Annotated in this window: 17 protein-coding genes; 14 read left to right on the forward strand and 3 right to left on the reverse strand. The window is 72.8% G+C overall.

Annotated elements, in window-relative coordinates; genetic code table 11:
- Positions 1 to 65: 65 nt before the first annotated feature.
- The 6 genes from BL253_RS10580 to BL253_RS10605 all read left to right on the forward strand — a co-directional run bounded on the left by BL253_RS10580 (position 66) and on the right by BL253_RS10605 (position 8,109).
- Positions 66 to 683, forward strand: a complete 618-nt coding sequence (locus BL253_RS10580; protein ID WP_241834688.1) for an RNA polymerase sigma factor — start codon at positions 66 to 68, stop codon at positions 681 to 683.
- Positions 676 to 1,944, forward strand: a complete 1,269-nt coding sequence (locus BL253_RS10585; RefSeq protein WP_076815912.1) for a CU044_5270 family protein — start codon at positions 676 to 678, stop codon at positions 1,942 to 1,944. The genes BL253_RS10580 and BL253_RS10585 overlap by 8 nt, the downstream gene beginning before the upstream one ends.
- Before the next feature lie 173 nt (positions 1,945 to 2,117).
- Positions 2,118 to 3,104 (forward strand): ATP-binding protein, encoded by a 987-nt coding sequence (locus BL253_RS10590; RefSeq protein ID WP_081438198.1) that lies wholly within the window; start codon positions 2,118 to 2,120, stop codon positions 3,102 to 3,104.
- Between the two features lie 232 nt (positions 3,105 to 3,336).
- Entirely contained in the window at positions 3,337 to 5,838 is a 2,502-nt protein-coding gene (locus tag BL253_RS10595; protein ID WP_241834689.1) for a phosphoketolase family protein, read from the forward strand.
- A gap of 88 nt (positions 5,839 to 5,926) precedes the next feature.
- Complete coding sequence (locus tag BL253_RS10600) at positions 5,927 to 7,102, forward strand: acetate/propionate family kinase (RefSeq protein ID WP_081438199.1); 1,176 nt, start codon at positions 5,927 to 5,929, stop codon at positions 7,100 to 7,102.
- Between the two features lie 284 nt (positions 7,103 to 7,386).
- Entirely contained in the window at positions 7,387 to 8,109 is a 723-nt protein-coding gene (locus tag BL253_RS10605) for a hypothetical protein (RefSeq protein WP_076815914.1), read from the forward strand.
- Between the two features lie 143 nt (positions 8,110 to 8,252).
- On the opposite strand, the gene BL253_RS10610 is transcribed toward BL253_RS10605, so the two are convergent.
- Positions 8,253 to 9,929, reverse strand: a complete 1,677-nt coding sequence (locus BL253_RS10610; RefSeq protein WP_076815915.1) for a hypothetical protein — start codon at positions 9,927 to 9,929, stop codon at positions 8,253 to 8,255.
- 663 nt (positions 9,930 to 10,592) lie between these two features.
- Between BL253_RS10610 and dapA the strand changes: the two genes are divergently transcribed.
- From dapA to BL253_RS42230, 3 genes are read left to right on the forward strand one after another with little or no spacing between them, the layout of a single operon-like run.
- Positions 10,593 to 11,543 (forward strand): 4-hydroxy-tetrahydrodipicolinate synthase, encoded by a 951-nt coding sequence (gene dapA, locus BL253_RS10615; RefSeq protein WP_476644108.1) that lies wholly within the window; start codon positions 10,593 to 10,595, stop codon positions 11,541 to 11,543.
- Positions 11,540 to 13,225: a ribonuclease J gene (locus BL253_RS10620; protein WP_076815919.1), complete on the forward strand. Its 1,686-nt coding sequence runs from the start codon at positions 11,540 to 11,542 to the stop codon at positions 13,223 to 13,225. The genes dapA and BL253_RS10620 overlap by 4 nt, the downstream gene beginning before the upstream one ends.
- The gene (locus tag BL253_RS42230) at positions 13,225 to 13,392 is read left to right on the forward strand and encodes a hypothetical protein (protein WP_158230344.1); all 168 of its coding nucleotides are present in this window, start codon (positions 13,225 to 13,227) and stop codon (positions 13,390 to 13,392) included. Before BL253_RS10620 ends, BL253_RS42230 begins: the two co-directional genes overlap by 1 nt.
- A gap of 60 nt (positions 13,393 to 13,452) precedes the next feature.
- Here BL253_RS42230 and BL253_RS42880 read toward each other — a convergent pair whose 3' ends face one another.
- Positions 13,453 to 14,571: a hypothetical protein gene (locus tag BL253_RS42880; protein WP_076815921.1), complete on the reverse strand. Its 1,119-nt coding sequence runs from the start codon at positions 14,569 to 14,571 to the stop codon at positions 13,453 to 13,455.
- Positions 14,568 to 14,927, reverse strand: coding sequence for a PadR family transcriptional regulator (locus tag BL253_RS10630; protein WP_420801638.1), 360 nt, complete (start codon positions 14,925 to 14,927; stop codon positions 14,568 to 14,570). The genes BL253_RS42880 and BL253_RS10630 overlap by 4 nt, the downstream gene beginning before the upstream one ends.
- A 353-nt stretch (positions 14,928 to 15,280) precedes the next feature.
- Between BL253_RS10630 and BL253_RS10635 the strand changes: the two genes are divergently transcribed.
- The 5 genes from BL253_RS10635 (at position 15,281) to BL253_RS10655 (ending at position 23,283) form a co-directional block, all read left to right on the forward strand.
- On the forward strand, positions 15,281 to 17,788 hold the full coding sequence (locus tag BL253_RS10635) for a DNA translocase FtsK (protein WP_241834694.1): 2,508 nt from the start codon (positions 15,281 to 15,283) through the stop codon (positions 17,786 to 17,788).
- A 384-nt stretch (positions 17,789 to 18,172) separates the two neighbouring features.
- The gene (locus BL253_RS10640) at positions 18,173 to 19,162 is read left to right on the forward strand and encodes a helix-turn-helix domain-containing protein (RefSeq protein WP_131831478.1); all 990 of its coding nucleotides are present in this window, start codon (positions 18,173 to 18,175) and stop codon (positions 19,160 to 19,162) included.
- Positions 19,163 to 19,353: 191 nt separating this feature from the next.
- The gene (locus BL253_RS10645; protein WP_076816016.1) at positions 19,354 to 21,102 is read left to right on the forward strand and encodes a MiaB/RimO family radical SAM methylthiotransferase; all 1,749 of its coding nucleotides are present in this window, start codon (positions 19,354 to 19,356) and stop codon (positions 21,100 to 21,102) included.
- A 47-nt stretch (positions 21,103 to 21,149) separates the two neighbouring features.
- On the forward strand, positions 21,150 to 21,998 hold the full coding sequence (locus tag BL253_RS10650; RefSeq protein WP_420801640.1) for a CDP-alcohol phosphatidyltransferase family protein: 849 nt from the start codon (positions 21,150 to 21,152) through the stop codon (positions 21,996 to 21,998).
- The gene (locus BL253_RS10655; RefSeq protein WP_076815928.1) at positions 21,988 to 23,283 is read left to right on the forward strand and encodes a competence/damage-inducible protein A; all 1,296 of its coding nucleotides are present in this window, start codon (positions 21,988 to 21,990) and stop codon (positions 23,281 to 23,283) included. The genes BL253_RS10650 and BL253_RS10655 overlap by 11 nt, the downstream gene beginning before the upstream one ends.
- Positions 23,284 to 23,486 lie beyond the last annotated feature (203 nt).

Here is a 23,486-nt window from a genome sequence, read left to right on the forward strand (position 1 = left end):
GTCCGACAAGTGCCGTGCCGCCGGACCCGCGGTCTGTACTACCGGGGCCGACCGACGCGCAGATCATGACGCGCTCGGTCGAAGCGCCCACGGATTTCGCGGAGTTGTTCGACCGGCACGCGCCGACGATCCACAGGTACCTGGCCCGGCGGGCGGGCCGGCAGGTCGCCGACGACCTGGTCGCGTCGACCTTCCTGGTCGCCTTCGAGCGCCGGGCCAGCTACGACCCGGAGCGCCCCGACTCGCGGCCGTGGCTCTACGGCATCGCGTCCAACCTCCTCAGCCGGTTCCATCGGGACGAGGAGCGGATGCTGCGCGCCTATGCCCGCACCGGCGTCGACCCGACCGGGGACGACGGGATGGAGCGCGCGCTGGATCGCGTGGACGCGGCCGCCGCCGGGCGGGCACTCGCCGCGGCGGTGGCCGAGCTGTCCCCGGCCGACCGGGACGTGCTGCTGTTGTTCGCCTGGGCGTCGCTCTCCTACGCGGAGATCGCCGAGGCCGTCGGCGTGCCGCTTGGCACCGTCCGCTCGCGTCTGAACCGCGCGCGCCGCCACCTGCGCTCCGCCCTGGGCACCGGAGGCGACGCGGTCGATGGGTCGGTGGCCGTTCGCGGCTCCGCCATGGTCGCGTGGCCCCCGGTCGTGGCCGCGCACCCGATCGAGGAGGGGCACCATGGATGACCGGCCGCCGGCGTACGACGCACCGAATGGCCGCGTGCCAGACGAGCAGGCGGGAATGGCCCTCGCCGGCGTGGGTGCCGAGGCCACACCGGCCGTCGTGGCCACGGAAGCCGCCGTGGCCACGCTGGCCGCCGAGGAGATGGCCGTCCGGGCCGAGCTGGTGCCTGTCGGACTGCTGCGGGCCGACGTGGCGCGGCCCGGTCCCGCTGAGCTGGCCGCCGCACGCCAGCGCCTGCTGGACCGGATGGCGGCCGAGGACTGCGCCGTCGTCGTCCCGGGCCCCAGGAAGGTCCGGGCCGCCCGGGCCGCTCAGGCCGCCCGAGGCCCGGCGGGGGAGAGACGCCGCTGGCGGCCGCGTGTCACCGCGCGGCGGGTCATCGCGGTGACGGTCGTCGCCGTCGTCGCGGCCGCCGGGTTGTTCACTGTCGAGACGCTGAACGTGGGCGGCTCGGCCGGGGCTACCGCTGAGGCCGCGACCCTGCTGGAGAGCGCCGCGGTCGGGACCGTGACGTCCGACCCGCCGGTCGGACCGACGCAGTACCGGAAGTCGACGACGCGGGCGGCGTACCTGGCGAGCACCAGCCTCGCCGACGGCAAAGAACTCAGCTGGCTGACCGAGTCGGTGACCGAGACCTGGATCCCGAGCGACCCGGCAAGGCCATGGGTCGTGCGCCAGAACAGTAGTACGCCGGTGCGCTGGTTCAACCCCGCGGACGAGGCCTTTGCCCGCGGCGCCGGGCTCATCCCGTCGCCTGGCCCGCCATCGGTGTTCCAAGCCGTTGATGGCGAGTTCGCCGGCCCGATCACGGACATCCAGGCCTGGCAGGCCCCGACAGCCGGCTTCCTCGCTCGCCTGCCTCGAGACCCGGAGAGGCTGCTCGAGCGGATCTACCATGACTCGAAGGGCCAGGGAAACTCGAAGGACGGCGAGGCGCTCGTGTTCATCGCCGATGTCCTGCGCACGGGGTTCGCGTCCGCGGACCTGCGCGCCGCGATGTACCGCGCGGCGATCCGCATTCCGGGCGTGACGGTCACCGACCACGCCGCGAACCTCGCGGGCCGGATGGGTGTCGCCGTCGGCCGGGACGAGGGCGATGATACCCGCCAGGAAATGATCTTCGATCCGGTCACGGGCGAGTTCATCGGCGAGCGGGAGGTGATCCTGCGCGACGGCCGGATGTCCGGAGTGCCCGCGGGCACCGCGACGGACTATACGGCCGTGACCACCGAGGTCGTCGATTCGGCCCCCACCAGTCCATGAACCCCCGGCTGAGGGATCAGAACCGTCGCCCAGGAACTGACTCGGCCCGGGTCGATCCCCGAGCCTGAGCGGCCCCCGCCCCTGCCACCTGGCCAGCTACCTCCGTTCGGCTGCTCGCCCACCTCGGCGAGCGGCCGAACGTGGGTGACCCGCCATCCGCGTCGCCTCCGCGCATGACAGCCATCCAGGAACAGCGGGCACCGCTCTACGGCCGGTTCGACCTGTCGTTGTCAGTGCATCCCTTCCGCCCTCACGAGGCGGGGCTCATGCTGCCGAACCTCGCGCCGGCCGACCGGGCGCTCGTCTACGGGCTGGTAGGCGGAGTACCGCTCTACCTGTCCTGGTGGGATCAGGACGCGGACATCGCCGACAACCTGCTGCGGCTGGTCTGCCGCCCCGGAGCGCCACTGCTCACCGAAGGGCAGCTCGTCCTGGCCACCGAGGTTGAGCACGGCGAGTACCCGGCCGCCGTCCTGCATGGCATCGCCGCGGGCCGCACCCAGCACAACGAGCTCAAGGACTACATCCGCGCCGAGCCGACCCGCACCCTGGACCGGCTCATCGAGCTTCGCCTGGTCGAACGGCTCCTTCCGGTCACCGAGGCCGAACGCAGCAGGCGCCGGATCTACCGCATCACCGACAACTTCCTGTCCTTCTACCTGGGCGTTCTCTCCCGCTACCGAGCCGAGATCGAGCGCGGCCTCGGGAGATCGCTGCTACCGGTGCTCATCGAAAGTCTCGACGATCATCTCGGGGCACCCTGGGAAGAGGCATACCGCGAGCACCTGCGCCACCTCGCCGTCGAAGGCGAGCTAGGCCCCGGCGTCGTCGCGGTCGGCTCCTACTGGAACGCCAGCGGCGAGGACGAGATGGTCGCCGTCGTCCTCGCCGGACGCGACCGCCACCCCATCCTCGTCGGTGAGGCGAAATGGAAGCGCTCCACCGACGGGCGCCGCCTCGCGTCCACGCTCCAGGGGAAGTCCCGTGCCCTGCTCCCCCTGTCGCCGACGCCGGCGCGCATCGACGGCGCCCCGGACGGTTCCGAGGCGGCGGACGACCGACCGCGGCCGATCCGGCTGTCCCTCTGCGCCCGCGACGAGGTCCGCGACGCCCCACCCGACACCCTGGTCGTCACCGCCGCCGACATCTTCCCCGGCTGACCTCTCCTGCGGGTTCGCCCGCCGGGTCGCCGGGTCTGATGGGCTGCTTTTCTGGGAAAGAGGTCATGGCGGTCAGGGCCGCGGGGTAGGCCCCCGGCGAGGCGGGCGGGTGGTCGAATGGACGCGCTCGCCCGGACCGGCCGAGCAGGCAGAACGGCGTTGCCTGAGAGGACTCCGCCGTCTCCGTGCCTCGCCAGCCCACACAGCCGCGTCCACAGGAAAGGGCCAGCCGATGACCGGTGCCGTGGAACTCGCCGCCACCCAGCCAGCCGAGCCCATCGCCGATCCGACGGCGCGGCCGCGGGCCGGTGCCACGGAGCCGCTCACCGCCGAGGAGGTGGCGCTGCTGGATGCCTACTGGCGGGCGGCGAACTACCTGTCCGTCGGGCAGATCTACCTGCTGGACAACCCGCTGCTGCGGGAGCCGCTCGAGGCGGCGCACGTCAAGCCGCGCCTGCTCGGCCACTGGGGCACCACCCCGGGCCTCAACCTCGTCTACGCGCACCTCAACCGGGTGATCAAGGCCCGTGACCTCGACATGATGTACGTCATCGGTCCAGGGCACGGCGGTCCCGGCATCGTCGCGAACGCGTATCTCGAGGGCACCTACTCCGAGGTCTACCCGACGATCAGCCAGGATGAGGCCGGGATGCGCCGGCTGTTCCGTCAGTTCTCGTTCCCGGGCGGAATTCCCAGCCACGTCGCCCCGGAGACGCCCGGCTCGATCCACGAGGGCGGCGAGCTGGGCTACGCGCTCGCGCACGCCTACGGCGCCGCGTTCGACAATCCCGGCCTGACGGTCGCCTGCGTCGTCGGGGACGGCGAGGCCGAGACCGGCCCGCTGGCCGCCAGCTGGCACTCGAACAAGTTCCTCGACCCAGCGCGCGACGGCGCGGTCCTGCCGATCCTGCACCTGAACGGCTACAAGATCGCGCAGGCGACCGTGCTCGCCCGCATCCCCGAGTCGGAGCTGGACGCGCTGATGCGTGGCTACGGCCACGCGCCGCTGCACGTCACCGCCGAGGCTGACGACGACCCGGCGGACGCGCACCGCCGGCTCGCTACCGCCCTGGACGAGGCGTTCGACGAGATCGCCAGGATCCAGAACGAGGCCAGGGCCGCGTTGGCGGCCGGCAGGGACGCGCCTCGTCCGTCCTGGCCGATGATCGTGCTTCGCACCCCGAAAGGCTGGACCGGGCCGCGCGTCGTCGACGGCAAGCCCGTCGAGGGCACCTGGCGCGCCCACCAGGTACCGATCACCGACGTGCGGGACCAGCCGGACCGGATCGCCGAGCTCGCCGCCTGGATGCGCGGCTACCGGCCCGAGGAGCTGTTCGACGAGGTCACCGGCCGGCCGCGCCCGGAGCTGACGGCGCTCGCCCCGGCCGGGCGGCGGCGGATGAGCGCCAGCCCGCACGCCAACGGCGGCGAGCTGCTGCGTGACCTCACCCTGCCCGACTTCCGGGACTACGCCGTCGACGTCCCGGCGCCGGGCACGTCATCGACCTCGGCGACGACCGTCCTCGGCCACCTGCTGCGCGACGTCATCCGGGCCAATCCGCGCACCTTCCGGCTGATGGGCCCGGACGAGACCGCCTCGAACCGGCTCGGCGCCGTCTTCGACGTCACCGACCGGGTCTGGGAAGGCGAGATCGTGGCGACCGACGAGCACCTCGCGCGGGCGGGCCGGGTGATGGAGGTGCTCTCCGAACACCTGTGCCAGGGCTGGCTGGAGGGCTACCTGCTCACCGGACGGCACGGCCTCTTCTCCTGCTACGAGGCGTTCATCCACATCGTCGACTCGATGGTCAACCAGCATGCCAAGTGGCTGAAGACCACCCGCGAGATCCCGTGGCGCCGCCCGATCGCGTCGCTGAACTACCTGCTCACCAGCCATGTCTGGCGGCAGGACCACAACGGGTTCTCGCACCAGGACCCCGGCTTCATCGACCACGTCGTCAACAAGAAGGCGGAGGTCGTCCGGGTCTACCTGCCGCCGGACACGAACACGCTGCTGTCCGTCGCCGACCACTGCCTGCGCAGCCGGGACTACATCAACGTGATCGTCGCCGGCAAGCAGCCGGCGCTGAACTACCTGACCATGGAGCAGGCGATCGCCCACTGCACCCGGGGCCTGGGCATCTGGGACTTCGCCAGCAACGACCAGGGCGGCGTCGGCGGCGCCGACGTCGGCGGCGGCGTCGCCGATGGGGACGGGCTGCCGGATGTGGTGATGGCGTGCGCCGGCGACGTGCCGACGCTGGAGACGCTGGCCGCCGTGGACCTGCTACGGCAGCACCTCCCGTGGCTGCGGGTCCGGGTGGTGAACGTCGTCGACCTGATGGCCCTGCAGAGCGAGAGCGAGCATCCGCACGGCATCTCCGACGCCCGGTTCGACGCGCTCTTCACCCCCGACCGGCCGGTCATCTTCGCTTACCACGGGTATCCGTGGCTGATCCACCGGCTGACGTATCGGCGGACCAACCACCACAACCTCCACGTCCGCGGCTATATCGAGGAGGGAACCACCACGACGCCGTTCGACATGGTGATGATGAACGGGCTCGACCGCTTCCATCTGGTCGCCGACGTGATCGACCGGGTGCCGACGCTGGGCGCGCGGGCGGCGCACGTCCGCCAGGCGATGGTCGACGAGCGGCTGCGGGTCCGCGCCCACACCCGTGAGCACGGCGAGGACCCGCCCGAGATCCGCGACTGGGTCTGGCCCTACTGACGCTTCCGAAACAAGGCCGCCGGAGGCGCGAAGGAGGAGCGTTGTCGCGCCTCCTTCGGCTCTACTGACAGCCAGGACGGATGTCACCGTGGACGTGCTGGTGGTCAACGCGGGCTCGGCGACGCTCAAGCTCGCGCTCGTCGCGCCCGACGACTCCCTGCTCGGCGCGCGTGAGCTGGCCGCTCCCGCCGGCCGCGCGGACCTCGCGGAGCTCCGCGCGGCGATCGACGAGCTGCTCGCCCGGCGGCGCGGCGAACAGGGCGAGACGGCCGCGGGCCGCGTCGCCGTCGGCCACCGGATCGTGCACGGCGGCACCGCGTTCACCGCGCCGGTCCGCATCGACGACCAGGTGGCCGCCCGCCTGGCCGAGCTGACGGCGCTCGCGCCGCTGCATCAGCCGGCGGCGCTGGCCGCGCTCGGCGAGGTGCGCGCGGTGCTGCCGGACGCCGTCCAGGTCGCCTGCTTCGACACCGCCTTCCACGCCACCCTGCCGCCGGCGGCCGCCACCTACGCGGTGCCGGCGGTCTGGCGGGATCGGCACGGCGTCCGCCGCTACGGCTTCCACGGGCTTTCGCACGCCTACGCGTCCCGCCGGGCGGCCGAGCTTGTGACCGCCGCGGGCGCCGCGACCGCCACGAACGCCGCCGGCGGCGGCGCTCGTCGCGTCGTCACCTGCCACCTCGGCTCGGGCGCGTCACTCGCTGCCGTCCGCGACGGGGTGAGCATCGACACGACCATGGGATTCACGCCTCTGGAGGGGCTGGTCATGGCCACCCGGTCCGGCGACGTCGACCCGGGGCTGCTGCTCTGGTTGCAGACGTCGAAGGGAATGAGCGCGCACGAGCTCACCGAGGCGCTCTTTCACGCCTCCGGGCTGGCCGCGCTGGCCGGCACCTCCGACATGCGCGCCGTCGTCGAGCGCGCCGGCCGGAGGGAGGAGGCCGCGGCGCTGGCCCTGGCGGTCTACCTGCACCGGCTGCGCGCCGGGATCGCGGCGATGGCGGCCTCGCTCGGAGGCATCGATGTACTGGTGTTCACCGGCGGAGTGGGTGAACGCTCGGCCCCGGTCCGCGCCGCCGCGGCCGATGGCCTGGCCTTCCTCGGCGTCGCCGTCGACCCGGCCCGCAACGCGGGCCACGATCCGGCCGCCGGCGAGGACACCGACCTCACGGCCGCCGGTGGTCCCGTCCGTACCTTCGTGATCGCCGCCCGCGAGGACCTGCAAATAGCCCGCGGCGTCCGCGAGATCCTGTCGGAAGAGTGACTGCCGGGGCGGCCTGATCGGGTGACGCACCAGCAATGGGCATGTCGGCGGCTTGACGGCCCGTCAGCCCCCAGGTAGCAGAAGACGACAAATGTCCCATTCGGGTGTAGCTTGCCCGGACGAAAGTCTGGCATCACCGTTTTTGCTTATTTGTTTATCGGTAGAGATCCTGGTGGGGATCGCTGTCGCGGACGGGCTCGGACGCGGGGGCTGGCCAGCGAGCCGGAGCGGGTACGCCATGATCTTCCGGAGCCACAGGCATCCGGAGAAGAAGGGGTTGCGTCATGCCAAGAATCGGAGGTCGCGATCTCGCGATCGGCGACATCGGAGTCATGGGGGCTGGCCTCCTCATGTTCATCTTCAGCTTCCTGCCGTGGTACGGCGTGAAGATCGCTGGCGCCAACTACCACGCGAACGCATGGCACATGGGGTTCGGCGCCTGGTTCTCCGTCCTGCTCTGCCTGGCCGTCGCCGGCCTCGTCGCCGCGCAGGTGTTCGCCGGCTTCCGGCTGCCCGCGCTCGGCCCGGTCCAGCCGGCGCTGGCGTTCGTCGGCGCCGGTGGGCTCGCGATCGTGCTGATTCTTCTCCGCTGGGTGACCTACGACCGGCCCGACGGTGGGGATTCCGCCTTCTTCGGCGGGTCGATCGAGGCAGGCGCCCGTGCCGGGACGTTCCTCGGGCTGATCGCCGCCATCGCGCTCACCGCGTTCGCCTTCATCCGGTTCCGCAGCGGCGACACCGCCCCGGCGGGTGGCCCCCGGCCGCCGTACGGTCAGCCGCAGGGGTGGCCGCAGGGCACGCAGCCCGGCCAGTGGCCGCAGGGGCAGCAGCAGGTTCCGCCGCCGGGCACGTGGCCCCAGGGCCCGCCGCAGGGGCAGCCCCAGGGCGGTTGGCAGCAGCAGCCGCAGCAGCCGCCGCAGGGCGGTTGGCAGCAGCCGACGCCGCCGCCGCAGGGTGGCTGGCAGCAGCAGCCGCCGCAGGGCGGCTGGCCGGGCGGCCAGCAGTAGTCAGCGGGAGGCGCCGACGTGGTCGGCGCCGCACCGACAGAGGTGCCCAGGCGAGAGCACAGCGTCTCGCCTGGGCACCTCTTCGGCTCTGGGCACCTCTTCGGCTCTGGGCACCTCTTCGGCTCTACGCGCCTCGACGTCGGCTACGTACTTCGACCGCTGACCACGTGGGAGAGCGCCCCGGCGCCTGACGGCGGGCGCGCCGGGCCCGCTGCGCCCGCCAGGCCCGCCGCGGAGTCGGCCGGCTGGTGCCAGCCGAGGGCACGCAGGCCGGAGAGGATGGCGAGCGCCACCAGCAGCGCGAGCAGGGTGGCCTTGACCGGGCCGAGGACCCAGGCGGCGAGGCTGCTGCGCTCGCGGGTGAGCAGGACCGTCGCGGCGAACGAGGACGGGACGGTGATCACCGCGACGGCGTCCGGGCCCAGCTCGACCGGCAGCGCCGCGAGGCCCACCGCCATCGCCATCAGAACGCTGATGGCGACGGTCACCCGAGAGACGTCCGGCGAGACCGACAGGCCGACCGCCAGGCGCGCTCGGCTCGGCCGGCGCACATCGGTCGTGTAGTACGCGTACACCTCGCGGTTGTCCTGCACGTCCTCGACGTACGTCCGCTCGACCGGGCGGTCGTAGAGATCGAGGACGACCGGGTGGCTGATCTCGATGCTGCTGTCGTCGGTGCCGATGCTGACGTGGTAGCTGCCCACGCCGGGGTCCAGGTCGACCAGCGCCACCGGATTGGTCAGCGCCAGGCTCCCGGCCGCCGCCCGCCACCGGGACGCGTGGCGGGCCGGCGGCCGGCGGACCAGCTGCGCGCGCCGCTCCTCGGCCATCTTGATCAGTGACGGCCGGTACGGGTCGAGGGTGACCTGCGCCAGCGCCTCCCAGCGTCGGCCGTACTCGGCGATCGTCGAGAGCACCGGCACCGCCGGCGCCCCCGCGGCGACCAGGTCGTCGATCCAGTCGACGAAGACCGCCAGGTACCGGTCCATGTCGCCGACCGTCGGCTCGTCGGGCAGCTCGGGGTCGCGCCGCAGTTCGCCGGCCGCGAGCAGCAGGGTGTCGGCGCTGGACAGCGGGTCGAACGGTTCGTCCAGCGCGGCGAGAAGCGTGTCCTGCGCCGCCTCGACGCGCCCGGTCCAGCGGCGCAGCGTCGGCTCGGGCACCGACAGGTCGGCCTCCCTGGCGAGGTACTCCCCGAGGGCGCGCAGCGACAGCGGCCGAGGCGGTCGTCCGTCCAGCGGGCGGCGGCGGGGCATCAGTCCCGGACGGTTGACCGAGAGCCGGCCGGGCCGGAACCGGCTGATCGCGTCCACCATGCGTTGGGCCTCAGGCGGAGGCAGATGACCGATCTCGTTCGCCAGCAGGGCCACCACATACCCCTGGATCACGACCGACGTGGTGTAGGGCACCAGATGGGCGTCGGATCCGCCTGGGCCGGCCAGGTTGAACGCGACCAGGGCCCGTTTGGGCAACGTCGAGATCGGCAGCAGCAGTGAGACCTCCGCGGGCAGCCGGCCGCGGGTGTCGAGCCGCCGGGTCGCCGGCACGACCGCGTTCAGCAGGCCGTCCAGCGGCCCCCAGTTGATCGATCGGGCGAGCTTGGCCCGGTTCGCCGACAACAGGGTGAACTGGTCGACGACGCGGCGACGCACCCCGCGCAGCTCCGGCGGCGGCACGAGCAACGCCGTCGTGACCTCGTGCACGTCGGTAAGGTCGAGGACCGGCGCCCCGTCCGCGTCGTCCCGACGCCGCCAGCGGCGCAGCGCGTCGGCGCCCCGTGCCCCCGCGCCGCCTCTCGGTGGCGATCCCGCGCCGACCATCAGCGCTCCGTCAGGTACGCGGTCGTCAGAGTGATGGCCACAGACGCACATTAGGCGCTTTCCTGTTGATTCCGCTCAGAACGGCCGAGCGGTCCGGAGTTTGTCCGAGTCGGCGGAATCGCGAACCTCCGAACCGGTTCTCGGCGCCTTGTGGACCGTGCCAACCCCCTCGGCCGGGCCGAGGGGCCGCGCGCGGTTGCCGCGTCCGATACCCTGATCGCAGACCCAGGGCCGGCGTCGCCGACGTGGTGACCGTTGGCGCGGCACCGTTGTCGGTGCGGCGCAGCCGTTGAGACCGCTCGGCGGCCGTCGGGACAGCGCAGTCGAGAAGCGACGGGCGGTTGGTCATGCCGAAGAACTTCGGTCTTGGTGTCTCGGTACGCCGGTCCCCGGTGGTTGGTGGTCGGCCATTGGCCCGCCTGGGCCGCCGTGAGCTTTGGCAGCGTCTCGACCGGAACATGCTGATCTTCGGCCGCCTGGGTACCCGGGCGTCGCGCGCCTCCGAGCAGCGCTGACGCGGGTACGCCGCTCGGCTGGAGCGCGGGCTCGTGGGCGCGACGGCTCCCCGGGCGGGAGAATGGACCCGGCAGGCAGGGCTGACCGCCCACGGCGGCGGTGGTCCGGCCGGAATGTCGTGAATGGATGTCGGAGGTGCCAGTTAGCGTGGCCGGTATGTCAGTGTTGCCCCCCGCGCCGTTCGGGCGCCTGATCACCGCGATGGTGACGCCGTTCCTCCCGGACGGCTCCCTCGATCTTGACGGCGCCGCGGCACTGGCCTCCCATCTGGTGGACGCCGGCAGCGACGGCCTGGTGATCAGTGGCACGACTGGCGAGTCGCCCACCACCTCGGACGACGAGAAGGACCAGCTGCTGCGCGTGGTCCTCAAGGCTGTCGGCGACCGTGCCAGCGTGATCGCCGGGGTCGGCACCTACGACACCCACCACACCACCGAGCTGGCCAGGGCCGCCGAGCGGGCCGGCGCGCACGGCCTGCTGGTCGTGACGCCGTACTACAGCAAGCCGCCGCAGGCCGGCGTCGCCCGGCATTTCCGGATGGTCGCGGACGCTACCGGCCTACCCGTAATGATCTATGACATCCCCGGGCGAACCGGGGTGCCGGTGACCACCGAGACGCTGCTGGCGCTCGCCGAGCACCCGAACATCGTCGCGGTGAAGGACGCGAAGGCCGACCTGGAGGGCTCCTCGCGGGTCATCGCCAACTCGTCGCTGGCGTACTACTGCGGCGACGACGCGCTCACCCTGCCGCTGCTCTCGGTCGGTGCCGTCGGCCTCGTCAGCGTGGTCGCGCACGTCGGGGCGCCCGCCCTGCGAGCCCTGATCGCGGCCTTCGACGCGGGCGACCCGGTCACCGCGCGCCGCATACACCAAGGCATGTTGCCCATCTTCAAGGGCATTTTCCGAACACAGGGAGTGATTACGACGAAGGCCGCCCTGACCTTGCGAGGCCTGCCGGCCGGGCCGGTACGCCCACCGCTGGTCGACGCCACCGACGCGGAGATCGACCAGCTCCGCCTGGACCTGGCCGCGGCCGTGCTGGAGCCGTCCGCGGCCCCGGCGTTCGCCGCGGCGCCGGCGGGGGCGGCCGCCTCATGAGCCATCCGCACCCGGGGCTCGGGGCCCCGCCGCCGCTGCCCGTCGAGGGCCTGCGGATCATCCCGCTCGGCGGTCTCGGTGAGATCGGCCGGAACATGACCGTCTTCGAGCACGATGGCCGGCTGCTGATCGTCGACTGTGGCGTGCTGTTCCCGGAGACCGACCAGCCAGGCGTCGACCTGATCCTGCCGGACTTCACCGCGATCCGGGATCGTCTCGACGACATCGAGGCGATCATCCTCACGCACGCCCATGAGGACCACATCGGCGCGGTTCCCTACCTTCTGCGCGAGCGGGCCGACATTCCGCTGGTCGGTACCCGCCTGACGCTGGCGCTGATGGTCGCGAAGCTGCAGGAGCACCGGATCAGGCCGGTGACCCTGCAGATCACCGAGGAGGAGCGGCACAGCTTCGGCCCGTTCGACCTCGAGTTCCTCGCCGTCAACCACTCGATCCCGGACGCGGTCGCGGTCGCGATCCGCACCTCCGCCGGGCTGGTGCTGCACACTGGCGACTTCAAGATGGACCAGCTGCCGCTCGACGGCCGGCTCACCGACCTCGGCGGCTTCGCCCGCCTTGGCCTGGAGGGCATCGACCTGCTGATGTCCGACTCGACGAACGCCGAAGTACCCGGCTTCGTCACGTCGGAGCGGGAGATCGCCCCGGTGCTCGACGGGGTGTTCCGCGAGGCCGGCAAGCGGATCATCGTCGCGAGTTTCGCCAGCCACGTGCACCGGGTGCAGCAGGTCCTGGACGCCGCCGAGGCGCACGGCCGTTCGGTCTGCTTCATCGGCCGCTCGATGATCCGCAACATGGGCGTCGCCCGTGACCTGGGCCTGCTGCGGGTGCCGCCCGGCCTGGTCATCGACGCCCGCGACATCGAGTCGCTGCCCGACCGCAACATCTGCCTGGTCTGCACCGGCTCACAGGGCGAACCGCTGTCGGCGCTGTCGCGGATGGCCAACCGTGACCACGCGATCCGGATCGAGGCCGGTGACACGGTCGTCCTCGCCTCCAGCCTCATCCCCGGCAACGAGGAGTCGGTCTACCGCGTCATCAACGGCCTGACCCGCTGGGGCGCCAAGGTCGTCCACAAGGGCGTCGCCAAGGTGCACACCTCCGGCCACGCGGCCGCCGGCGAACTGCTTTATGTCCTCAACGCCACCCGGCCGTCGAACATGATGCCGATCCACGGCGAGTGGCGGCACCTGCGGGCGCACGCGGCGCTCGCCGAGCTGACCGGTCTGCCCGCCGAGCGGATCGTGCTCGCCGAGGACGGCATGGTCGTCGACCTCGTCGAGGGCCAGGCGTCGATCACCGGCGCCGTGCCGTGCGGCTACGTCTACGTCGACGGCGGCGCCGTCGGCGACGTCGGCGAGTCGAGCCTGAAGGACCGGCGCATCCTCGGCGAGGAGGGCTTCATCACGATCACCGCCGTGGTGGACGCCGCCGCCGGCAAGGTCATCGCCGGGCCGGATCTCGTCGCCCGTGGCTTCTCCGACGACCGGGCGGCCTTCGAGAAGGTGCGCAAGATGGTCGCCGACGGTCTCGCGGACGGCATGCGCAACGGCATGACCGACGCGGGCGCGCTGCAGCAGCTCGTCCGCCGCATCGTCGGCCGCTGGGTCAGCGACACCTACCGCCGCCGCCCCATGATCGTCCCGGTCGTCGTCGAGGTGTGATGGGCACTGAGCCCGACCTGCCGGATCGGCGATCTCCCACGTCGGCTCCGCCGATCCGGCAGCAACTGGTTCCAGGCAGGCTGGGCGTCGCGAAGGGCCTGTTCACGGTGCCCGATGACGTCAACGCGCCGCTTCCCGTGAACATCGAGGATCTCTTCTACGGATAATGAATTGCCTGCTGCGCGCGGGTTTGGACGTCTGCGATCCGCCGCGTGGCGGGCTATTTTCTAGATCACCTCTGTGGGTGTCGACCGCTGGTCGACGACCGGCCGAGYCTGACGGCTCGCGGCGCGTCGGATGTCGAGGACGGCCAGCAGGGCCAGGACGAGGACGCCCATGGTCAGCATGGGCATGTGCTCGGTGGAGTGCGTGTCGAATGCTCGGATGCGGTCGAATCCCAGCAGCGACAGGGAAATGCCCGAGACGCTCATCGCCGCTAGCCACCCGGGCCTGGACTCGCTGACGACGAGCGCGACGAGACCGGCGATGACGAGAGCCGAGGGTATCGACTCGGACAGGTCGTAGAAGAGCGAGTACCACTGACGGTAGCCACCGTCGACACTGGTGCGGCCGTACGTCCCGCCCCCGGAGATCACGCGCTGGTAGAAGAGCGCGACCGCGGGAACCCAGGCGGCCACCAGAACGGTGACCATGGCCAGCGTCCGGCGCCGCACGCCGGGCTGGCGCGGCGCGGCGGCTGGGGCGACGACCGTCGCCAGCGCGAGCAGGCAGAGTGTCACCAGAAGCGCCACCGGCGGCCGGGCGAGCCTGGTGGTGGCGCCGAGCGCCAGCACCACCGCGGCTGCCGGCAGGACCGCGAGGGCGGCGGCACGGGCAAGGCGGCGCCGGCGAAGGGTGGCCGCGGCGAAGGCGATCAGCCAGGGCGCGTAGACCAGAACGCCGTCGGTGTAGAACGGGCCAATCTGGGTCCCGGCGATGGGCCGGCTGGCCCAGCCCTCCGGGGTCGCGGCGGCGAACGGCCAGATCTCGCCCGGACCCTGCTCGGCGACGGCAAGTGCCACGGCGGACAAAACGCCGCCGGTCGCGAGCGCGACGGTGGCGATCGCCTGGCGGGTGCTGGTGGGAATCCAGCCGAGCAGCGGGCGGATACGGGTGGCGACGCCGTTGCCCAGCAGGTTGGCCGTCTCGCCGAGCGTCGGCCGTCCCCGTCCGTCGGCGTCCGCGGCGTCGAGCAGGGTCGCCACCAGCTCCTCGCCGTGCTCGGCGCGCCAGCGACGCGGGTAGGCGAGCAGCAGCCGGCGGTAGGCGGGCACGCCAGCGGGAACGGTCGTGGTCTCGGAGATGGCCGTGGCGTCCTCGGGCGAGCTGGTCTCGTCGGTGTTCACGCGGCGCCGCCAGCGAGCGCGGTGCCGGCGCGGCCCGGCGTGACGGACCTGGTACGGGTGAGCAGGCGGCGGCTCGCCTCCTCGGCGTTGGCGCGCAGGCGGTCGGCCTGCGCGGCCAGTGCGACGGCGCCTTCGTCGGTGAGTTCGTAGTAGCGGCGCAGCCGGCCGGCGACGACCTCCTCGCGCTCCCGTCGCACCAGGCCGTCAGCGGTCAGTCGGTCAAGGGCGGCATAGAGAGTGCCGGCACGCAGGCGGACGCGGCCCTTCGAGATGGTCTCGACTTCCTGGATCACGCCGTAGCCGTGACGCGGCCCGTCGGCGAGAGCGGCCAGCACCAGGAAGGTGGGCTCGCGCATGTCCTCATCCGTCATGTCTTCTGTATATACCGATGGCCGATATATGGGGCTGGCGGGTCGGCGGAGTGCACGGCGCGCCCGGAAGGTCGGGGTTGCCGGGAGTGGTGGGGGCGACCTTGTAACGTGCTGACGTGGCCACACGCACGACCGGGGCGAGTTCGCGCGCCCGCGGGGGATCGGCCACGTCCCGGAGCGCCAGCGGCACCAGCCGCCCGGCCGCCCGTGGCCGTGGCTCGGGCGCGAGCCGTCCGTCCGGCGGGTCCGGCGGCGGGCGCGCTCGCGGCGCGTCCGGAGGGACGCCCTTCTCGCTCGCCGTCGCCGCGTGGCTGCTGAGGGGCGTCGCGCGGCTGTGGATGGCCCTCGCCACGGTGTTCGGTACCTCGCTACGGCATGTCCGCCGCGGCAGCCGAGAGCTGCGGATCGACCCGGAGCACCGGCGCGACGGCGCTGGGCTCGCGACGCTCGGCGGGGCGATCCTCACGATGGCCGCGTTGTGGTTCCACGCCGCCGGACCCGTCGGCTCCGGGCTGAGTTCCCTGCTGCGGCTGCTGTTCGGCGCCGGGGCGCTGGTGTTGCCGGTGATCGGGTTCAGCGCGTCCTGGCGGCTGGTGCGGGCCCCGGCCGACCCGGACAGCCGCGGCCGGGTGACCATCGGCTGGGTCGCGGCGACACTCGGCGCGCTCGGCTTCTATCACGTCGTGCGTGGGATCCCCGACTTCGGCCGCGGGGCCAAGGAACTGCGGGCCGCCGGCGGCACGGCGGGCTTCATCGCCTCCTCGCCGCTCGCGGCGGCGGTCACGCCCTATGTCGCCGCGCCGCTGCTGATCCTGCTCGCGCTCTTCGGCATCCTGGTCATCACCCGGACGCCGTTGCGGCAGGTTCCGGCGCTGGCCCGCGGTCTTGTCGACCGGCTGGCGGCCGGCGTCCGGGAGGACCGGGACAACCAGCGAGGAACGACGGCGCGCGGCGGCCGCCGCGCCATCGGTCCCGGCGACGATCTGGACGGGTTCGACGACACCGACGAGCTGGCCGGCGAGGCCGGCCGAGCCGGGCTCGCGGACGAGCTGCTCGCCGGCGGCGCGGCCGCGGGGGGCCGCGGCAAGGGCCGGAGCCGGCGCCGCGTCGGCGCGGCCGCTGGCGACGTGTACGACGCCGACACCGAGCTCGCCGGCCCGGCGGGCCGCAGGGTTCCGCCGCCTGACGGGCACGGCGTCGGCGTGGCCGCCGGTGACATCCTCGACCTCGACCTTGGCCTGGACCTCGGCCCCGACGGCGAGGTCGAGGAGCCGGCCGCGCCCGCGCGGCGGCCGCCGCGACAGCGCAAGCCGGCCGGAGCCGCCTCGACCGCGGAGCCGGACGGCGAGATCGAGCACCTGGTACCGGTGCCCGTCGAGGGCGACTACGTGCTTCCGTCGCCGACGTTGCTGAAGTCCGGCACCCCGCCGAAGGTGCGCTCCGCCGCGACCGACACGGTGATCGCGTCGTTGACCGACGTGTTCTCCCAGTTCAAGGTGGATGCCCGGGTCACCGGGTTCACCCGGGGGCCGACGGTCACCCGGTATGAGGTCGAGCTGGGCTCGGCCGTCAAGGTTGAGCGGATCACCCAGCTGGCGAAGAACATCGCCTACGCGGTGAAGAGCCCGGATGTGCGGATCATCAGTCCGATTCCGGGAAAGAGCGCGGTCGGCGTCGAGATCCCCAACACCGACCGGGAGCTGGTGTCCCTCGGTGACGTCCTGCGCAGTGCCGACGCGACCGGCAACCCGCACCCTCTCGTCGTCGGGCTCGGCAAGGACATCGAGGGTGGCTACGTCCTCGCGAACCTGGCGAAGATGCCGCACATTCTCATCGCCGGCGCGACCGGGGCCGGCAAGTCGACGTGCATCAACACGCTCATCACGAGYGTGCTCGCGCGCGCCACGCCGGACCAGGTGCGGATGGTGCTCGTCGACCCCAAGCGGGTCGAGCTGACCAGCTATCAGGGCATTCCGCACCTCATTACGCCCATCATCACGAATCCAAAAAAGGCGTCCGACGCGCTGCAGTGGGTCGTGAAGGAGATGGAAAACCGTTACGAGGATCTCGCGGCCAGCGGTGTGCGCCATGTGGATGACTTCAACCGTAAGGTGCGCAACGGCGAGATCGTCGCGCCGCCCGGCTCGGAGCGCGTCTACACGCCCTACCCGTACATCCTGACGATCGTCGACGAGCTCGCCGACCTGATGATGGTCGCCCCGCGTGACGTCGAGGACGCGATCTGCCGGATCACCGCGATGGCCCGGGCCGTCGGCATCYACCTGGTGCTCGCGACCCAGCGCCCGTCGGTCGACGTCGTCACCGGCCTGATCAAGGCCAACGTCCCCTCGCGGCTGGCGTTCGCCACCGCGTCGCTGGCCGACAGCCGCACCATCCTGGACCAGGCCGGTGCCGAGAAGCTCGTCGGCCTGGGAGACGCGCTGTTCCTGCCGATGGGGGCGAGCAAGCCGGCCCGCATCCAGGGCGCGTACGTCTCCGAGGACGAGATCGCCGCGATCGTCGACCACACCAAGGAGCAGGCCCCGCCCGCGTTCCGGGAGGACGTGTTCGAGGAGGAGGCCGGCCCGCGCAAGGAGATCGACGAGGACATCGGCGACGACATGCAGCTGTTCCTGCAGGCCGTCGAGCTCGTCGTGAGCACCCAGTTCGGCTCGACGTCGATGTTGCAGCGCAAGCTGCGGGTGGGCTTCGCCAAGGCCGGCCGGCTCATGGACCTGATGGAGAGCCGGGGGATCGTCGGCCCGAGTGAGGGCTCGAAGGCTCGTGATGTCCTGGTGATGCCAGATGAGCTGGAAGGACTTCTTGTTACCTTGCGGAGTGGCTGACGTTGGTCAGTTGGTCCCATCGGGAGCGGCGACGGGTTTCGACGAGCGGCGTGGAATCGTAAACTCAGGCAACGTCTATTCATTGCTGTTGGCCTGGCAACCCCGCTGCCCGCTGCTCGTTGATCGTCATTGGCTGGCCGTCGCCCCCACGCGGCCCCCGATGCGGGTCATCGGCGCCGCGGCACGCGTCGGCCAGCGTCGGATGCGTGCGGAGGTTGGCCCGTGGTGGCTTTCGACGAACCGCGCGACCACCATCGTGACCTCAGCGCCGATCCCGTCGAGACCACCGCCCGGCTGGCCCAGGCCACACGGTCGGCCGACGGGGCTCCTGGGGCTCCGAGGGCTCGCGGGGCTTCTGGCACTCCCGGTGTTCCCGGTGATCCGGTGAGCCCTGGTGCTCCCGCCGGATCAGCGGAGCCTGCGCGCGAGGACCGGACCGGTGGCACGCCCGCTGGCGTCGCCCGGGAGGACGAGAGCGACGCTCCGCCCCCTGGCGTCGCCCTGGAGGACAAGAGCGACGCTCGGCCCGCTGGCGCCGCCCGGAACGAAGCTTCGCCCGCTGGCGCCGCCCAGGAGGTCGACGACGGCGGAAACGTCGGCGCCCGGCTGGCCAGTGCCAGGGTGGCCGCGGGCATGTCGATCGACGAGGTCAGTGCCCGTACGCGGATCAGGGCGACGCTGATCCGCCAGATCGAGCAGGACGACTTCTCCGGCGTCGGCGGCGCCGTCTACGCGCGTGGCCACATCCGCGGCATCGCCCGCGCGCTCGACATCGCGCCGGAGCCCCTGGTCGCCGCGTACGACGCCAGCCACGAGCGGGTGCCGGCGCCGTCGCTCGCGCCGACCAGCTCGTTCGACCCGCTGCGCCACGGCGATGGCCGCCGCGGTGGCCGCCGCTGGGGCACCGCCATGGTCGTTTCCGCGGCAGTGCTCTGCCTGCTGGCCCTGATCGCCTTCCTGATCCCGGGCTCCTCGCGGCACGATCCGTCGACACCGGCGTCGGCGACCGCGGCGCCCGGCGCCTCCGTCGCACCGACAGCCCCGTCCGGCGGCGCCCCGTCCGCGACGGCCCCGCCCACTCAGGTGAACCTGCGGCTCGAGGCGGTCAGCGCGCAGAGCTGGCTGGAGGTCAGCGACGACAGCAACCACGTCGTGCTGCGCCAGATACTGGCCCCGGGCGACGCCAAGACGCTCACGGCCAAGGCGCTGCGGGTCAAGATGGGCAACGCGGGCGCGATGGATCTGTCCTGCAACGGCCACAAGCTGGGCACGATGGGTGAGCCCGGGCAGGTCGTGACGGTGCTCGTGGCGCTGGGTGACTCGGGCGACTGCACGGTCGACGGCGCCTCCGCGCCGGCGGGGCAGCGCGACTGACACTCGCGGCCCACCACCGCGAGGTGCCGTCGCGGGGCGTCRACGCCGTCGGCGTTCGCGCTTCGCCCCCGCGCCGCCCGACGTCGCCCGGTGCGTCCTGGACCACGTTCGTGTCCACCCGGGAGCGCTCGATTCGTACCCCGGGAGGCCGCGCGGCGCGCCCGCGGGCCGTTGCCCGGTAGCCTGACGTGGTGTCTGCTGGTCAAGCCCGCCGCGTTGCGCTCGTCACTCTTGGTTGTTCACGCAACGAGGTCGATTCGGAGGAGCTGGCGGCCAGGCTCTCCGATGGCGGCTGGCAGCTGGTCGACGACGCCGCCGACGCCGACGCCGTGCTGGTGAACACCTGCGGTTTCGTCGACGTCGCCAAGAAGGACTCGATCGACGCCCTGCTCGCCGCCGACGGCCTGCGCGGCGCGCCCGACGCCGCCGGCCAGGGCCCGAAGGCGGTCGTCGCGGTCGGCTGCCTCGCCGAGCGTTACGGCGCCGAGCTCGCGTCGAGCCTGCCCGAGGCCGACGCCGTGCTCGGCTTCGACGCCTATCCGGACATCGCGGCGCGGTTGAGCGCCGTGCTCGACGGCGAGCGCCCGGCCGCCCACACCCCGCGTGACCGGCGCACCCTGCTCCCGATCACACCAGTGGAGCGGGGCAGCGCGGCCGTGACCGACGTCGTGGTCCCGGGGCACGGCACCGTCGCGGCGGCGGCCCCGGCGGCCTCGGCCGTCCCCGCCTTCCCGGCCGTCCCGATGATGCCGGCGGTGATCCGGCGGCGGCTCGAGCGAGGGCCGGTGGCCGCACTGAAGATCTCCAGCGGCTGCGACCGGCGGTGCAGCTTCTGCGCGATCCCGTCCTTCCGCGGCTCGCACGTCTCCCGCCCGCCGCGGGACATCCTCGCCGAGGCGGAGTGGCTCGCCGGGCAGGGCGCCCGCGAGCTGGTGCTCGTCAGCGAGAACTCCACCTCCTACGGCAAGGATCTGGGTGACCTGCGCGCTCTGGAGAAGCTGTTGCCCCAGCTCGCCGCGACACCCGGCATCGTGCGCGTCCGGACCGTCTACCTGCAGCCGGCGGAGACGCGTCCGTCCCTCCTCGAGGTGCTGCTGACCACGCCCGGGGTCGCGCCTTACCTGGACCTGTCCTTCCAGCACGCGAGCCCGACGGTGCTGCGCCGGATGCGCCGTTTCGGCGGTTCGGCCGACTTCCTCGACCTGCTTCGCCGGGGCCGTGCGCTCGCGCCCACGCTCGGCGCCCGCTCCAATGTGATCGTCGGTTTCCCCGGCGAGACGGTCGAGGATCTCGACATCCTGGCCGACTTCCTCGAGCAGGCCGATCTTGACGCCGTCGGCGTGTTCGGCTACTCCGACGAGGAGGGCACCGAGGCGGTCKGGCTGTCCGGCAAGGTCGCGCCCCGGGCCATCGAGCGCCGCCGCGCCCGCATCGCCGACCTGATAGAGCAGCTGACCGCGGCGCGCGCCGAGCGGCGCGTCGGCGAGACCGTGGAGGTGCTCGTCGAGGAGATCTCCGACGACGTTCCCGCGGGAGCCGACGCGCGGGCGGCCCGGTCCGGCGGGGACGGCGAGCCGTCAGGCCGCACGGCCCACGGCTGCGCCGCCCACCAGCAGCCCGAGGTCGACGGGGCCTGCGTCGTGCGGCTTCCCGCGGCGTCCGGCGCGACTGGCACGACCGGCGCGGCCGGTCAATCCGGCGATGCCGGCGCCCCGGTCGCCGTCGGCGACCTGGTGCTCGCGCGGGTGGTCGACGTCGAGGGCGTCGACCTGGTCACCGACCTCGTCGCCGTGCTGGACCGGGCAGGCACGCCGGGCGCCGGCGAGCTCGCCGCCCCCGGTGTTCCCGCCGGATCGGCGAGGCCCGGGGTTCCTGCTGGATCGGCGAAGCCGGCCCAGCAGGCTGGCTGGGAGGTCCAGGCCGTCGGGGCGCGTCAGTGACGGTGGCGGGCCGGCCCGGCGAGGCTGGCCGGAGGGCCACGTCCGGCGTGCCCAGTCAGGCCGACGAGACCCTGCCCACGCAGGCGGCCGCATCCGCTGGCGCCGCGGGCGTCCTGGCCGCGCCACTCGACGGCGCTCAGCGAGCGGTTCCCGCGGGATCGGACCGGCCGGGGGCCGCCGCGCCGGCCGAGCCGGTCCGGGAGGCCCATCGGGAGGCCCACGGCCAGGTGCCGTCCGACGCCGCGGCGCCGCCGGCCCCCGCGAGGCTGCTCAACATCGCCAACATTCTGACGATCATGCGGCTGGCCCTGGTGCCGGTGTTCGTCGCGTTCCTGTTCGTCGGCCCGCACGAGGACGGCTGGCGGATCGCCGCCTTCGCCGCCTATGCCGTCGCCGCGATCACCGACCAGATCGACGGGGCGGTCGCCCGCAAGCACGGCCTGGTCACCGAGTTCGGCGCGTTCGTCGACCCGGTAGCCGACAAGGCGCTGACCGGCGCGGCGCTGGTGTCGCTCTCGATCCTCGGCGAGATCCCCTGGGCCGTGACGGTGGTCGTCGTCGGCCGGGAGCTGGGCGTCACCCTGCTTCGGCTCTGGGTGATCCGGCACGGCGTGATCGCGGCGAGCCGGGGTGGCAAGCTCAAGACGTTGCTGCTCAACATCTCGCTCGGGCTGGCCGTGCTGCCGCTGACCGGGCCGGCGGCGGTGGTCAGCGACGCGGTGCTCGCGGCCGGAGTGGTCGTCGCGGTCGCCACCGGCGTCGACTACGTCGCCCGGGCGCTCGCGCTGCGGCGCGCCTCCGGCTCGCCCGGCTCGCCCGGCACGCTCGGCGAGGGGCTGGACGAGGGGCCAAGGGAGGCTGCCAGTGGCAGGGAACGGAACGCCGATGCTGGCTGAGATCGTCGCGGTCGGTGATGAGCTGCTCTACGGCGACATCATCAACGGCAACGCCGCCTGGCTTGGCCGCCAGCTCGCCGACGTCGGTGTCCGGGTCGGCACGTCGGTGGTGGTCGGCGACGACATCGACCGGATCGAGCGGGCGCTGCGGACGGCCGCCGAGCGCTGCGACGTCGTGGTCGTGACCGGGGGCCTCGGGCCGACCCAGGACGACCTCACCCGTGAGGGGATCGCCGCGGCCGCCGGGGTCGCCCTGCGCCGGGACGAGTCCCTCGAGGCACTGCTACGGCGCCGGTTCACCGAGCTGCGCCGTGACGTGCCCGCCATGAACTACCGGCAGGCCGACCTGCCCGAGGGCGCCGAGCCGCTGCCGAACGGGCCGGGCACGGCGCCCGGCGTCCGGATCGAGATCGGTCGCGCCGTGCTGTACGCGATGCCCGGCGTGCCGCGCGAGATGCACGCGATGTTCACCGCCAGCGTGCTGCCGGACCTGCTGCGCCGGGCCGGGCAGCCGTCCGTCGTGGTGCATCGGGTGCTGCGCACGGCCGGCGTCTGGGAGTCGGCCGTCGCCGAGGCGCTGTCCGACGAGGTCGAGCGCCTGCGCGACGTGGGCAACCCGACGATCGCGTTCCTCGCGAGCGGAGGGCAGACCCGGGTGCGGATCACCGCGGGGGCCGCCGACCGCGCGAAGGCGGGACGCCTGATCGCCCCGGTGGAGGCGGCGGCGCGCACGGCGCTGGGCCCGGCCGTCTACGGCACCGACGACGACACGCTCGCCAGCGTGGTGGGCGCTCAGCTGGCGGCCGGCCAGGGCACCATCGCGGTGGCCGAGTCACTCACCGGTGGCCTGCTGGCGGCGGCGTTCACCGGGACCCCGGGTTCCTCGGCCTACTTCCGCGGCGGCGTCGTCGCCTACGCGACCGACGCGAAGGCATCCGTGCTCGGCGTCGACGAGGCCGTCCTCGCGACGGAGGGCGCGGTCTCGGCGCGCACCGCCGCCGCGATGGCGGCTGGCGTGCGCGAGCTGTTCGGCGCCACCTGGGGGCTCGCGACCACCGGTGTGGCCGGGCCCGAGGAGCAGGAAGGCAAGCCGGTTGGCACGCTTCACCTGGGACTCGCCGGTCCGGACGGCACCGTGACCCGGTCGCTGCGGCTGCCTGGGGACCGGCCACTTATTCAGACCTTCGCGGTCGTGCAGGCGCTCGACGTGTTACGGCGTACGCTCTCGGGACTGCCGGTGGCAGGCGCCGGACCGCTGGGGRGCGCGGAGATCCCCGCCGGCTAGGGGTGAGGAGGTGCGATCATGCGTGTCCTTTGTGATCGTGCGTCGACCGCACCTATGCGCGACGTTCGCGGTGGGCTCAAAAGTAGGAGCGCCAGAGGGCTCCGACGGCGGATGCCGACCGTTGAAGCAGGTAGATGCGCTTCCGAGACGCGTTCCGGGGCACTCCTGGGATTGTTCGCCGGACGCGTAGTGGTTACAGAGCT

The organism is Pseudofrankia asymbiotica (assembly GCF_001983105.1).
GTDB classification, from domain to species: Bacteria; Actinomycetota; Actinomycetes; order Frankiales; family Frankiaceae; genus Pseudofrankia; species Pseudofrankia asymbiotica.